Source organism: Nocardiopsis baichengensis YIM 90130 (assembly GCF_000341205.1).
Lineage (GTDB): Bacteria > Actinomycetota > Actinomycetes > Streptosporangiales > Streptosporangiaceae > Nocardiopsis_A > Nocardiopsis_A halophila.
The window spans coordinates 1-12,611 of record NZ_ANAS01000009.1 but is presented as its reverse complement, the minus strand read 5'-3'; the positions used below and the strand labels follow the sequence as shown (position 1 = coordinate 12,611).

The window sequence follows — 12,611 nt, the reverse complement described above, 5'->3', positions numbered from 1 at the left end:
AGGACCCGACCGTGTCCGTCACCCGCCTGTGGGGAGGCCGCTTCGCCGGAGGCCCCTCCGAGGCCCTGGCCCGCCTCTCCGACAGCACCCACTTCGACTGGCGCCTGGCCCGCCACGACATCGCCGGATCGCGCGCCCACGCCCGCGTGCTGCACGCGGCCGGGCTGCTCACCGACGCCGAGCTGGAGGGCACGCTGGCCGGGCTGGACCGCCTGGAGGCCGACGTGGACTCCGGCGCCTTCACCCCGGTGCCCGAGGACGAGGACGTGCACACCGCGCTGGAGCGCGGCTTCATCGAGCGCGTCGGCCCCGAGCTCGGCGGGCGGCTGCGCGCCGGGCGGTCCCGCAACGACCAGATCGCCACCCTGGTGCGGATGTACCTGCGCGAGCAGGCCCGCGCCGTCGCCGGCGAACTCCTGGACCTGGTCACCGCCCTGGCCGACCAGGCCGAGGCCAACCTGGGCGTGCCGATGCCGGGCCGCACCCACCTGCAGCACGCCCAGCCGGTGCTGCTCTCCCACCACCTGCTCGCGCACGCCTGGCCGCTGCTGCGGGACGTGGAGCGGCTGGCCGACTGGGACCGCCGCGCCGCCGTCTCGCCCTACGGCTCCGGTGCGCTGGCCGGGTCCTCGCTGGGCCTGGACCCCGAGGCCGTCGCCGCCGACCTGGGCTTCCCCGCCTCGGCGGAGAACTCCATCGACGCCACCGCCGCCCGCGACGTGGTCGCCGAGTTCGCCTTCGCCGCCGCCATGACCGGGGTGGACCTCTCGCGCATCTCCGAGGAGGTCATCCTCTGGGCCACCAAGGAGTTCTCCTTCGCGATCCTGGACGACGCCTTCTCCACCGGGTCGTCGATCATGCCGCAGAAGAAGAACCCCGACGTCGCCGAGCTCGCGCGCGGCAAGTCCGGCCGCCTCATCGGCGACCTGGCCGGCCTGCTCAGCACCCTCAAGGGCCTGCCGCTGGCCTACAACCGCGACCTGCAGGAGGACAAGGAGCCGGTGTTCGACGCCGCCGACACCCTCCTGCTGCTGCTGCCGGCCTTCACCGGGATGGTCGCCACCCTGCGCTTCGACGGCGCGCGCATGGCCGAACTGGCCCCGCAGGGCTTCTCCCTGGCCACCGACGTCGCCGAGTGGCTGGTGCGCCGCCGGGTCCCCTTCCGCGAGGCGCACGAGATCGCCGGGGCGTGCGTGCGCCTGTGCGAGGAGCGCGGCGTGGACCTGCCCGACCTGACCGACGAGGACTTCGCCTCGGTGTCGGAGCACCTCACCCCGCAGGTGCGCGAGGTGCTCACGGTGGAGGGCGCGATGGCCTCCCGCTCCGGCAAGGGCGGCACCGCCCCCGCCCGGGTCCGCGAGCAGCTGGACCGGGTCCGCGCGTCGGTGGGGGAGCTGCGCGCCTTCGCCGAGACCGGCTGAATTCGCCGAACGCCCCTCCCCGGAGGCCCCCATGCGGTAGCGTCCTGAGTCCGTGGGCACCACGGGTGGCCACCCCTGTGCGGATCGTGAAGGCGCCGATCCCGCAGGGGGGCCGACGCGCAGCCCGCACGGGGGAGGAGACCGATGGGGCAGTCGGGGGGCGCCGATCGCGGCATCAGGGCGCAGCTGAACAGGATCGTGCTGATCCCCAGCGTGACGTTCCTGGCGCTGTTCGCGGTGCTCAGCGCGGTGACCCTGACCCAGGCGGTCTCGCTGCGGCTCGCCTCGCGCGATGCCCGCGAGGCCGTCCACCTGCAGCAGGTCCTGACCGAGCTGCAGCGCGAGCGGCGCCTGGCCGCCGAGCACCTGGCCGACCCCGGCCCGGGCGCGCTGGAGGCCTTCCGCCGGCAGACCGAGACCACCGACGCGGCCGTGGAGCGGATGGAGGAGTCCGGGGCCCGGTTCACCGGCTCCCGGCACGCCTCGGTCGCCGAGCGCGCCTCCTCCTTCCAGGCCGCCCTGGGCGGCCGCGGCGAACTGCGCGACGGCGTCACCGCCGGCGACCTCGGCGCCTCGGCGGCCGCGGCCGACTACGCCACCGCCGTCGACCGCGGCGTGCGCGTCTACGACGCCGTGGGCCGCACGGCCGCCGACGGGCCCTCGGCGGCGGCCGCCGCCGACGCGGTCGCGCTCATGCGCGCCCAGGAGCGGTTCTCCCGGGCCGACGCCGCGGTCAGCGGCGGCGGGGACCCGGAGCGGGCCGCCGCCCTGGTCGACGGCGCCGCCGCCCGCCTGGAGGAGACCGGCCCCGCGCTCACCGGGGAGGCCGCCCGCTCCTATGCCGCCCTGGACGCCCTCCCGGCCTGGGAGCGGATCCGCGGCGCCGCGCGGGCCTCCCGCACCGCCGACGACTGGCGCGCCGCCGCCGACGAGGTCGAGGAGGCCATGACCGGTCTGGCGGCGGCCCAGAGCGCCTCGGTCGTGGCCCGCACCCGCGACGCCTCCACCCTGATGTTCAGCCTCGCGCTGGGCGGCGGGACCATGGCGCTGTTCGCCGGCACCCTGGCCTACGGGGTCGCCTCCCGCTCGGCCGGGCGGCTCATCGGACGGCTGGCCCGGCTGCGCGCCGAGACCCTGGAGCTGGCCCGCACCCGGCTGCCGCGCATCGTCGCCCGGCTGGAGCGCGGCGAGGCCGTCGACCTCGACCGCGAGGTGCGCCGCCTGGACCACGGCGACGACGAGGTCGGCCAGGTCGCCGAGGCCTTCACCATCGCCCAGCGCACCGCGGTGCGCGCCGCGGTGCGCCAGGCCGACCTGCGCGCCGGGGTCAACCGGGTCTTCCTGGGCATCGCGCACCGCAACCAGTCGCTGGTCCAGCGCCAGCTGCAGCTGCTGGACCGCATCGAGCGCGAGGAGGAGGACCCCGACCTGCTCGAGGACCTCTTCCACCTGGACCACCTGGCCACCCGGGGCCGCCGCAACGCCGAGAACCTCATCATCCTCGGCGGCGGGCGGCCCGGCCGCCGGTGGCGCAGCCCCATCCCGCTGGTGGACATCCTGCGCGGCGCCATCTCCGAGACCGAGGAGTACGCCCGGGTCGAGCTGCGGGTGGTGCCCGACGTGGCGCTGTCGGGCGCCGTGGTGGCCGACGTCATCCACCTGGTGGCCGAGCTGGTGGAGAACGCCACCGCCTTCTCCCCGCCGCACACCTCGGTGCACATCCACAGCGAGCTGGTGCCCAAGGGCGTGGCCGTGGAGATCGAGGACCGCGGACTGGGCATGGGCGAGGAGGCGCTGGCCCGGGCCAACGCCACCCTGCGCGAGGCGCCCGAGTTCGACGTCATGGCGCTCAACCAGGACCTGCGGCTGGGCCTGTTCGTCGTGGCCCGGCTCGCCGCCAAGCACGACGTCCACGTCCAGCTGTGCCCCTCGCCCTACGGGGGCACCCGCGCCGTGGTGCTCGTCCCCGCGGCGCTCATCGCCGAGCGCCCGGCCCCTGAGCGGCGCCCGGCCCCGACCCGCCCCGCCCCCGACCTCCTGGCCGGCGCCCCCGCGCCGGCGCCCGCGGCACCCGCACCCGCTCCCCCCGCAGCCGAGAACGGCCGCCCGGCGCTGCCCAAGCGGCGCCGCCAGGCCGGCCTCGCCCCGCAACTGCGCGAGGACCCGGCGGAGCCCCCCGCCGGGCAGGCCGCGCCCGCCCTGCTCGGGTCCTCGCCCGAGCGGGCCCGCGCGGTGATGAGCGCGTTCCAGAAGGGGACCCGGCTCGGCCGGGAGGACGACCACACGGGAGAGAGCACGCAATGACGGTGTACGACCACAACGCGGCCGGGGACCTCAACTGGCTCCTGGACGACCTGGTGGACCGCACGGTGGGCGCCGAACACGCCATCGTGCTCTCCGCCGACGGCCTGCTCATCGGACGCTCCCGCGGCCTGGGGGCCGAACAGGGCGAGCACCTGTCCGCGGTCGCCTCCGCCTTCCAGAGCCTGGCCCGGGGGACCGGGCGGCGGTTCGGCGGCGGCGCGGTCCGGCAGACCGTGGTGGAGATGGAGCACGCCTACCTGTTCGTGACCGCCGCGGGCGAGGGCGCCTGCCTGGCGGTGCTGGCGGCCGAGGACGCCGATGTGGGCCTGGTCGCCTACGAGATGAACATGCGGATCAAGCGGGTGGGCCAGTTCCTGACCTCGGCCCCGCGCTTCCCCGAGTCGGTGCCCGCGGGCGGCGGCTCGTGACCCCGGCGGCCGGGCGCCTGGACGGGGGCGCCGGGCCGCTGGTGCGGCCCTACACCATGACCGGGGGGCGGACCCGCCCCGCGAGCGGCACCGGGCTGGACATGATCACCATCGTCGTCGCCGCCCGCCGGCGCGTGGACTGGTCCCGGCTGCAGCCCGAGCACGCCCGGATCCTGCGCCGCTGCCGCACCCCCGTCTCGGTGGCCGAGCTCTCGGCCCAGCTGGACATCCCCATCACCGTGGCCAAGGTGCTGGTGGGCGACCTGGTCGCCGCGGGCGACGTCGCCGCCCGCGCGCCCGCGCCCGCGGCCGACCACCCCGAAGCCCACGTTCTCCAGGCGGTACTCGATGGCATCCGACGGTTGTGACACCGACCCCGGCGACCTGCCGGTCGCGGTCAAGATCCTGGTGGCCGGGGGGTTCGGCGCCGGCAAGACCACCCTGGTCGGGTCGGTCAGCGAGATCGCCCCGCTGAGCACCGAGGAGGTGATGACCGAGGCCGGAATGGGCGTGGACGACACCGACGGGGTGGAGCACAAGACCACCACCACCGTGGCCCTGGACTTCGGGCGCATCACCATGAGCGGGAACGTGGTGCTCTACCTGTTCGGCACCCCCGGCCAGGGCCGGTTCTGGTTCATGTGGGACGAGCTGGCCGCCGGGGCCCTGGGCGCGGTCGTGGTCGCCGACACCCGCCGCCTGGAGACTTGCTTCCCCGCGGTGGACTTCTTCGAGCGGCGCGGCGTGCCCTTCGCCGTCGCGGTCAACCAGTTCGACGGGGCGCACCGCTACACCGCCGAGGAGGTGCGCGAGGCCGTGGACGTCGAGGCGCACGTGCCGGTGGTGCTGGGCGACGCCCGTCTGCGCGAGTCCGGCAAGGAGGTGCTGCTCTCCCTCGTCGAACACGTGATCCGGCGCCGCAGCCCGGCGTTGAGCGGGTGAGCTGTAGCATAGGGCTCCCCGACCGCACACGACTCGTTAGCATCTCTCGCGTGAATCCTGACAGTATGCAGAATCCGGATAGACTCCCCCCGCGTGATCTGCCCCGGCGCCGCTCCGGCCGGCACCGCGATCCGCTCTCCTTCGACAGCTGGGTCGGCACCCCCGGCTGGTGCTCGCCGTGCCCGGCGGCACCGACGAGGCCGCCGAGATCGGCGCCCAGATCGCCGACCTGCTGCGCTCCTACCGCCCCGAGGTCGAGATCCGGTTCGGCTGCGCCGACGGCGGCCCCTCGCTGCACGAGGCCATGGAGGGCCTCACCCCGCGCGAGGAGACCCCGCTGGCCGGCATCGTCGTGCCCCTGGTGACCGGCCCGCACGAGCCGACCGCCCGGGCCGTGGCCGAGGCGGCCCGCGACACCGGCGCCGACGTGCGGGTGACCGAGGCCCTGGGCCCGCACCCGATGCTCGCCGAGGTGCTGCACCTGCGCCTGGCCGAGGCCGGGTTCGTGCGCGCCGACCGGATGCGCCTGATCAGCGTGGTGGCGCCGAGCACCAGCATGACCGACGGCGTGGTGGTGGGCTCCACCGGCGGTGCCGAGGCGGCCGGTGCCGCCGGGGTGACCGCGGTGCTGCTCGCCGCCCGGCTGGGCATCACCGTGCTGCCCGCCGACATGGACGACGACGCCGCGATCGCCGACGCCTTCGGGCAGCTGGCCGACGCCGGCTGCGCCCGCCCGGTCCTGGCCCCCGGCGTGATCGGCCCCGAGCTGCCCGAGGGGCGCGTGGCCGAGCTGGCCGAGCGGAACGGGGCCCGGTCCAGCGCTCCGCTGGGCGCCGGCTCCACCCTGGCCAAGATCGCCGCGCTGCGCTACGCCGAGGTCCTCAACAGCGTCGGCGTGCAGACGCCGCCGAGCGTGGACGACCTGCCCGCCCCGGTGGGCTCCCGGCACCGCCCGGAGAGCTGACCCCTCGCTCACGCAATGTGAGTGAACGACAACACAGGGCATCGCCGTTTCGGTACCCTCCTCCCACGGGCGCGCCGTCGGAGGAGGGGGACCCATGGCCGCGACGCCGCAGCGGCGGACCATCCGCGGGCAGCTGGCCCGCATCGTGCTCATCCCCAGCGTCTGCTTCCTGGTGCTGTGGACCGCCATGACCGCGGCCGGTGCCGTCCAGGCCGGCTCCATGGCCGCCGCCGTCGGCGACGGCCGCGCCGGCACCGCCGCCTTCACCCGGCTCGCCGAGGACCTGCGCGAGGAGCGCCGGCTGACCATGGTCCGCCTCGGCGAGCAGGACCGGGAGGACCAGGAGGACGCCGCCTCCTCCGGCGAACCGCTGGCCCGCGCCCGCACCGCCGTCGACCGGGCGCTGGAGGCCGCCGAACCGCACGCCGAACGGCTCCGCTCGGGCGCCGACCGGGACGTGCTGCGCGGAGCCGCCCGCTTCGACGGCCGCGGCGAGGGCGCCCCCGAGGACCTGGCCGCCCTGCGGTCGCGGGTGGACGACGGCGCCGCCACCCGGGCCGGGGCCCTGGAGGCCTACGACGGCCTGCTGTCGGCCCTGCGCACCCTCGACGCGGCGCTGCTCGGCGCCGCCTCCGAGGACGCCGACGGCACCGCCGCCGGCCTGGCCCGCACCCTGGCCGGGGTGCGCGAGGAGTACTCCCGCGCCGAGGCGCTGCTCGCCGGGGCGATCGCCGCCGGGGGCATGGACTACCAGGAGACCGCGCACTTCACCTACCTCACCGCCTCCTACCGGGACGCACTGGAGCAGGCCGAGCCCGACCTGCGCGGCGCCGCCCTGGACGCCTACACCGACCTGACCTCCGGGCAGGACTGGGTCCGCACCGAGCGGCTCAGCCGCGGCGTGGTCACCCGCCCGCCCATCTCCGCCGACGACGCCGCGCTCGGCCGCGCCGCCTGGAACACCGGCCTGGAGGTGGGCGCGGACGAATGGGAGCGGGCCGCGGGCGGCGCCGGGCAGGGGCTGAGCGGCCTGGTCCGGACCCAGCGCGCCGCCGTCTACGACGCCGCCGAGACCGCCGCCCACACCCGGATCGGCCTCAGCATCGCCGGGGCCGTGCTCACCCTGGCCGCCGGCGCCGCCGCGATCATCGTCGCCGGCCGCTCCTCGCGCCGCCTCACCGAGCGGCTGTGCCGGCTGCGCACCGAGACCCTGGCCGTGGCCGACACCCGCCTGCCGCGCATCGTCTCCCGGGTCCAGGAGGGCGCCCGCATCGACCTGGGGGAGGAGCTGCCGCAGCTGTCCTACGGCGGCGACGAGATCGGCGAGGTCGCCGACGCCTTCAACACCGCCCAGCGCACCGCCGTGGGCGCCGCCGTCAAACAGGCCGAGATCCGCGCCGGGGCCAACCGCGTCTTCCTCGGCATCGCCTACCGCAACCAGGCCCTGGTCCAGCGCCAGCTGCGCCTGCTCGACGAGATCGAGTACGCCGAGGAGGACCCGCGCACCCTGGACAAGCTGTTCCGCCTGGACCACCTGGCCACCCGGGCCCGGCGCTACGCCGACAACCTCATCATCCTCGGCGGCGCCCCCTCGGCCCGCCGCTGGCGCGAGCCCATGGCCCTCGTCGACGCCCTGCGCGCCGCCATCTCCGAGACCGAGGACTACCAGCGGGTCCGCCTGAGCTGCGCGCCCGGCCCGCCGCTGCGCGGCACCGCCGTCGCCGACGTGGTCCACCTGGTGGCCGAGCTGGTGGAGAACGCCACCCAGTTCTCCCCGGCCGGGGCGCCGGTCGACGTCACCTGCGGCCCCGCGCCCGGCGGGCTGGCCGTGGAGGTGGAGGACCGCGGGCTGGGCCTGACCCCCGAGGGGTACGCCGTCGCCGAGCGCACCCTGGTCCAGGCCCCCGAGTACGACGTCATGGCGCTGCAGGACGAGCCGCGGCTGGGGCTGTTCGTCGTCGCCCGCCTCGCCGCCCGGCACGGCATCGCGGTGCGCCTGGCCCCCTCGGCCTACGGCGGCGCCCGCGCCACCGTGCTGGTGCCCTCGGCGCTGCTGGAGGAGGCGGTCCCGGCCGGAGGGCACGGCGGTGGACGGTGACCCCGGCCCCCTGGTCGACCCGGGCCCGCTGCTGCGCCCCTTCGCCCTGCGCGCGGGGCGCCCGCCCGAGCCCGCCTCGCCGCGCCCCAGCGGCCGCGCCCCGGCCGGGCCGCTCACCGCGGTGCGCGCCGCCGACCCCGCCGACGCCGGCACCGAGCCCTACCCGGAGCCGGCGGCGGTGCTGCGCGCCTGCGCCCGCCCGCGCCGCGTCCTCGACCTCGCCGCCGACCTGGGCCTGCCACTGGGCGTCGTGCGCCACCTGGTGCGGGACCTGACCCGGGAGGGCCGCCTGGTAGAGTGCCCGCCCCCGACCGCCGACGACCGCGCGGTCCTCGAACGGCTCCGCGAGGGACTACGGGCGCTGTGAGGCCGCCAGGAGCCCCCTCATGCCCGACCCCGCCCCGCCGATCCGCCCCGTGCACGCGGCCGCCGCGGTCCTCGCCGGCGCCGCCCTGACCGCGGCGGCCGGCCTCGCGGTGCCGGACCCGCTCCCCTTCACCGCGACGGTGCTGCAGCGCGAGACCTCGCCCGCCGTCTACCGCCCCTTCGGCGAGGCGGGCGACCCCGAGCCGGTCGAGGTGCTGCTCGTGCGGACCCTGTCGCTCTCCGGCGCCGACCACCGCCTGCGCCTCGGGCACGACGCCGACGCCTACTTCCACGAGGTGACCGTTCCCGAGGCCACCGGATCCGACGGGCCTCCCGGGATCGCCTCCGTGGACTGGGGCGAGGAGGAGATCACCGTCCGCCTGGAATCCGGCCACGCGGTCGGGGTACCGGCCTCCTCGGCCGTCGGACACCGCTGATTGCTAGCGTGGCGCGGATGAGCGGCGGACACATCGGCATCATCGGCGCGGGGATCGTCGGCCTGGCCCTGGCGGAGTGGATCGTGCGGGAGCGCCCCGGCGCCCGGGTCACCGTCCTGGAGAAGGAGGACCGCGTCGCGGCCCACCAGACCGGGCACAACAGCGGCGTGGTGCACGCGGGGCTGTACTACAGGCCCGGCTCGCTCAAGGCGGCGCTGTGCCGCCGGGGCACCGGGCTGCTGCGCGACTACTGCGCCGAGAAGGAGCTGCCCTACGAGGAGGCCGGAAAGGTCCTGGTCGCCCGCGGCGCCGAGGAGGAGGCGCGGCTCGACCGCATCGAGCGCACCGCCCGCGAGAACGGGGTGCCCGGGGTGCGCAGGCTCGGCCCCGACGGGCTGCGCGCGATCGAGCCGCACGTGCGCGGCGCGGGCGGGCTGCACTCCCCGCACACCGCCGTCACCGACTTCGTCGCGGTCGCCGAGTCCCTGGCCGACGACGTGCGCCGTGCCGGAGGGCGGGTGCTGCTCGGGCGGCCGGTGATCGCGCTGCGCCAGGGCGCCTCCGGGGCCGAGGTGCTCACCGGCGACCCGCACGGCGAGCGCCTCCGGCACCGCTTCGACACCCTGGTGGTCTGCGCGGGGCTGTGGACCGACCGGCTGGCCCGGATGGCCGGGGCCGGGGACGACCCGCGCATCGTGCCGTTCCGCGGCACCTACCACGAGCTGGTCCCCGAGCGCCGGTACCTGGTGCGCGGCCTGGTCTACCCGGTCCCCGACCCGCGCTACCCCTTCCTCGGCGTGCACCTGACCCGGCACGTCCACGGGGAGGTGACCGCCGGGCCGAACGCGCTGCTGGACCGCGCCCGGCTGGGCGAGACGCTGCGCTGGCCCGGCTTCTGGCGCCTGGCCCGGCGGCACTGGGCGATGGGCGCCGCCGAGACGGCGGTGTCGGCCTCGCCGGCGGTCTTCGCCCGGCAGGCCCGCCGGCTGGTCCCCGGGATCACCGCGGCCGACCTGCGCCCCGCCCCGCCGGGCGTGCGCGCCCAGGCGCTGGGCCGGGACGGCGCGCTCGTGGACGACTTCGTGCTGGAGACCCACGACCGGATCGTGTGCGTGCGCAACGCCCCCTCGCCGGCGGCCACCTCCTCGCTGGCGATCGCCGAGTACCTGGGGGAGAGGGTGGTCCCCGGATCCAGACCTGATCGGCGACGTGTTGCGGACTGACCGAAACCCGGCTCGAAACGCGAGAAAGCCGTAGTCGTAGGCAATTCCGACCTATGCCCCCGATCACCCCAGAGCGACCGGAACCGGTGTTGCGGACGGCGCCGCGCGTTGCTCGGCGCCGCCCCGGACCGGTCTGACCAGCACTGATCCGAGGCGGTCGTGGTTTCGGGCGTCCGCAGGGGGCCCACCCGCCGACGGTCCGGCCGGGCCCCGCCGACGGGCGCGTGGCGCGCATCACACCCTCACACGCGATCGCACGGTGCGTAGTCAGTGATCATGGTCCGTGGCCCCCGGGTGGTCACCGTGCCGACGACCCCCGGGGCCGCCGCGCCCGGATCCGGTTCCCCCTATCGCGACCGGCGCGGGGCGGTCCCGGGCCTTCAGCAGTGCGGGCCCGGGGGCCCCTGCTTCCGCGCAGGCGCTCACTCGCGCCCTCACGCCGGGTAGCCGCCGGTACCGGCGGAGAATCCGGTCGATGCGCTGGTGGCGCCGCCGTTACAGTGGACGCGTCACCTGGACGATTCGAGCGACGGAAGTAGACAGTGACCGACATCATCGACGAACTCGAATGGCGCGGCCTGTTCGCGCAGACCACCGACCTTGACGAACTTCGCAAGGCGCTCGCCGATGGCCCGGTCACCCTCTATTGCGGCTTCGACCCCACCGCCGGGAGCCTGCACGTCGGACACCTCACCCAGATCCTGACGCTGGCCCGCTTCCAGCGCGCGGGGCACCGCCCGATCGCCCTCGTCGGCGGCGGCACCGGCCTCATCGGCGACCCCAAGCCCAGCGCCGAGCGGAGCCTGAACTCCGAGGAGACCATCGCCGGCTGGGTGGACACCATCGGACGCCAGCTGTCCGCCTTCCTGCGCTTCACCCCCGAGGGGCGCAGCCCGGAGCCCACCGACGCGATCCTCGCCGACAACGGCGAGTGGCTGCGCTCGATGACCGCCATCGAGATGCTGCGGGACGTCGGCAAGCACTTCAGCGTCAACCAGATGCTGCAGCGCGAGACCGTCAAGGCCCGCCTCGACGGCGACGGCATGAGCTACACCGAGTTCAGCTACGTGCTGCTCCAGTCCTACGACTACGTGCAGTTCTACCGGCGCCACGGGTGCACCCTGCAGATCGGCGGCAGCGACCAGTGGGGGAACATCACGGCGGGCCTGGAGCTCATCCGCCGCATGGACGGCAACGAGCCGCACGGCCCGGCGCACGCGCTCACCACCAACCTGCTCACCAAGGCCGACGGCACCAAGTTCGGCAAGACCGAGGGGGGCAGCGTCTGGCTGGACCCCGAGCTCACCACGCCGTACGCCTTCTACCAGTTCTGGTTCAACACCGACGACCGGGACGTGGCCCGGTACCTGAGGGTGTTCAGCTTCCGCTCCCGTGAGGAGATCGAGGAGTTGGAGCGCCAGACCGAGGAGCGCCCCGCGGCGCGCGCGGCCCAGCGCGCGCTGGGCGAGGAGCTCACCACGCTGGTGCACGGCGAGGAGGAGTGCCGGAAGGTCGTCGAGGCGAGCCAGGCCCTGTTCGGCCGCGCCGAGCTGTCGGCCCTGGACGCCAGGACGCTGGACGCGGCGCTCGCCGAGGTGCCCCGGGCGGCGGTCGCCGAGGTCGGCGACGGGATCGCGCTGGTGGACCTGCTGGCCGAGAGCGGGCTGGTCCCGAGCAAGTCGGCGGCCCGCCGCGCGGTCCAGGACGGCGGGGCCTACCTCAACAACGAGAAGGTGACCGACGTCGACGCGGTGCTCGGCGCCGGCGATCTGCTGCACGGCCGGTACGCGGTGCTGCGCCGCGGCAAGCGCAACGTCGGCGGCGTGGTCGTGGGCTGAGTCGTGGGCTGGGTCGTGGGCCGGGTCGTGGGCCGGCCCGGGCCGCTGCACGAGAGGCGTCCTCCCGAAGGGGAGGGCGCCTCTCCGTGCTTTCGGGGATCGCCGGGGCGGGTGGCTCCAGGGGGGAGGGCTCCAGGGGCGGGAAGGTTCTCGGCCCGTCCGGTGTTTAGACGTGACGGAGGCAGGGGAGGAAGACCCCTGCAACCAACGACGACCTACCGCGCGGCCCGCAGTAGCGGTGTTGCGCGAGCTCGGAGGCGGAGGCCCGCCGGACCCGGCAGGGCCGATTTGACGTCTCTGTGCGCGGAACCTATCGTGATCTAGCCGAGCGGGACGGCGGCCCTCTACAGGGACCGGAACCGGACCGCTTCCCTTCCAAGACGACGTGGCTCGGGCATCGATCCGGGGCTGCTAGTCTGTTTCACCGGTTCTCCGGCCGGGTGAAATCCGGGAAGGAACCACGCGAATGTGTCGGAAACGGCACGCGGGAACGCCGGTTCGGCGCCACCGGAAAGCGTGGTAAATTCGGAGAAAGCGGAAAGTCGCCTCTAGCGGAAAAGCGGTCGGACCGGTGAACGGTCCGGGGCTTG

10 protein-coding genes and 1 pseudogene are annotated in these 12,611 nt (G+C 75.7%); all 11 read left to right on the top strand.

The window, feature by feature from the left end; genetic code table 11:
* Nucleotides 1-11 precede the first annotated feature (11 nt).
* The 11 genes and pseudogenes from argH (at nt 12) to tyrS (ending at nt 12,021) form a co-directional block, all read left to right on the top strand.
* Entirely contained in the window at nt 12-1,421 is a 1,410-nt protein-coding gene (gene argH / locus C892_RS0108685; protein WP_017556870.1) for an argininosuccinate lyase, read from the top strand.
* 144 nt (nt 1,422-1,565) lie between these two features.
* Complete coding sequence (locus C892_RS0108680; RefSeq protein ID WP_017556869.1) at nt 1,566-3,725, top strand: sensor histidine kinase; 2,160 nt, start codon at nt 1,566-1,568, stop codon at nt 3,723-3,725.
* Nucleotides 3,722-4,153: a roadblock/LC7 domain-containing protein gene (locus tag C892_RS0108675; RefSeq protein WP_017540398.1), complete on the top strand. Its 432-nt coding sequence runs from the start codon at nt 3,722-3,724 to the stop codon at nt 4,151-4,153. Before C892_RS0108680 ends, C892_RS0108675 begins: the two co-directional genes overlap by 4 nt.
* Nucleotides 4,150-4,521 carry a DUF742 domain-containing protein gene (locus C892_RS0108670; RefSeq protein ID WP_017540399.1) on the top strand — a complete coding sequence of 124 codons (372 nt, stop codon included), beginning with the start codon at nt 4,150-4,152 and terminating at the stop codon, nt 4,519-4,521. The genes C892_RS0108675 and C892_RS0108670 overlap by 4 nt, the downstream gene beginning before the upstream one ends.
* A complete protein-coding gene (locus tag C892_RS0108665; RefSeq protein WP_017556868.1) occupies nt 4,502-5,095 on the top strand; it encodes a GTP-binding protein in 594 nt (197 codons plus the stop codon). The genes C892_RS0108670 and C892_RS0108665 overlap by 20 nt, the downstream gene beginning before the upstream one ends.
* 65 nt (nt 5,096-5,160) lie before the next feature.
* Nucleotides 5,161-6,059: pseudogene (locus tag C892_RS0108660) on the top strand (sirohydrochlorin chelatase).
* Nucleotides 6,060-6,153: 94 nt separating this feature from the next.
* Nucleotides 6,154-8,157 (top strand): sensor histidine kinase, encoded by a 2,004-nt coding sequence (locus C892_RS0108655; RefSeq protein WP_017556866.1) that lies wholly within the window; start codon nt 6,154-6,156, stop codon nt 8,155-8,157.
* Nucleotides 8,147-8,524 carry a DUF742 domain-containing protein gene (locus C892_RS0108650; protein ID WP_017556865.1) on the top strand — a complete coding sequence of 126 codons (378 nt, stop codon included), beginning with the start codon at nt 8,147-8,149 and terminating at the stop codon, nt 8,522-8,524. Before C892_RS0108655 ends, C892_RS0108650 begins: the two co-directional genes overlap by 11 nt.
* A gap of 19 nt (nt 8,525-8,543) precedes the next feature.
* Nucleotides 8,544-8,960, top strand: coding sequence for a hypothetical protein (locus C892_RS0108645; RefSeq protein ID WP_017540404.1), 417 nt, complete (start codon nt 8,544-8,546; stop codon nt 8,958-8,960).
* Between the two features lie 17 nt (nt 8,961-8,977).
* Nucleotides 8,978-10,183, top strand: coding sequence for an L-2-hydroxyglutarate dehydrogenase (gene lhgO, locus C892_RS0108640; protein WP_040685344.1), 1,206 nt, complete (start codon nt 8,978-8,980; stop codon nt 10,181-10,183).
* 542 nt (nt 10,184-10,725) lie between these two features.
* The gene (gene tyrS / locus C892_RS0108635; RefSeq protein WP_017556863.1) at nt 10,726-12,021 is read left to right on the top strand and encodes a tyrosine--tRNA ligase; all 1,296 of its coding nucleotides are present in this window, start codon (nt 10,726-10,728) and stop codon (nt 12,019-12,021) included.
* The last annotated feature ends 590 nt before the right edge of the window (nt 12,022-12,611 follow it).

Coding starts and splice junctions, on each gene's coding strand:
- C892_RS0108680 (WP_017556869.1), top strand. CDS start 1,566: ATGGGGCAGTCGGGGGGCGCCGATCGCGGCATCAGGGCGCAGCTGAAC.
- C892_RS0108675 (WP_017540398.1), top strand. CDS start 3,722: ATGACGGTGTACGACCACAACGCGGCCGGGGACCTCAACTGGCTCCTG.
- C892_RS0108665 (WP_017556868.1), top strand. CDS start 4,502: ATGGCATCCGACGGTTGTGACACCGACCCCGGCGACCTGCCGGTCGCG.
- C892_RS0108655 (WP_017556866.1), top strand. CDS start 6,154: ATGGCCGCGACGCCGCAGCGGCGGACCATCCGCGGGCAGCTGGCCCGC.
- C892_RS0108645 (WP_017540404.1), top strand. CDS start 8,544: ATGCCCGACCCCGCCCCGCCGATCCGCCCCGTGCACGCGGCCGCCGCG.
- lhgO (WP_040685344.1), top strand. CDS start 8,978: ATGAGCGGCGGACACATCGGCATCATCGGCGCGGGGATCGTCGGCCTG.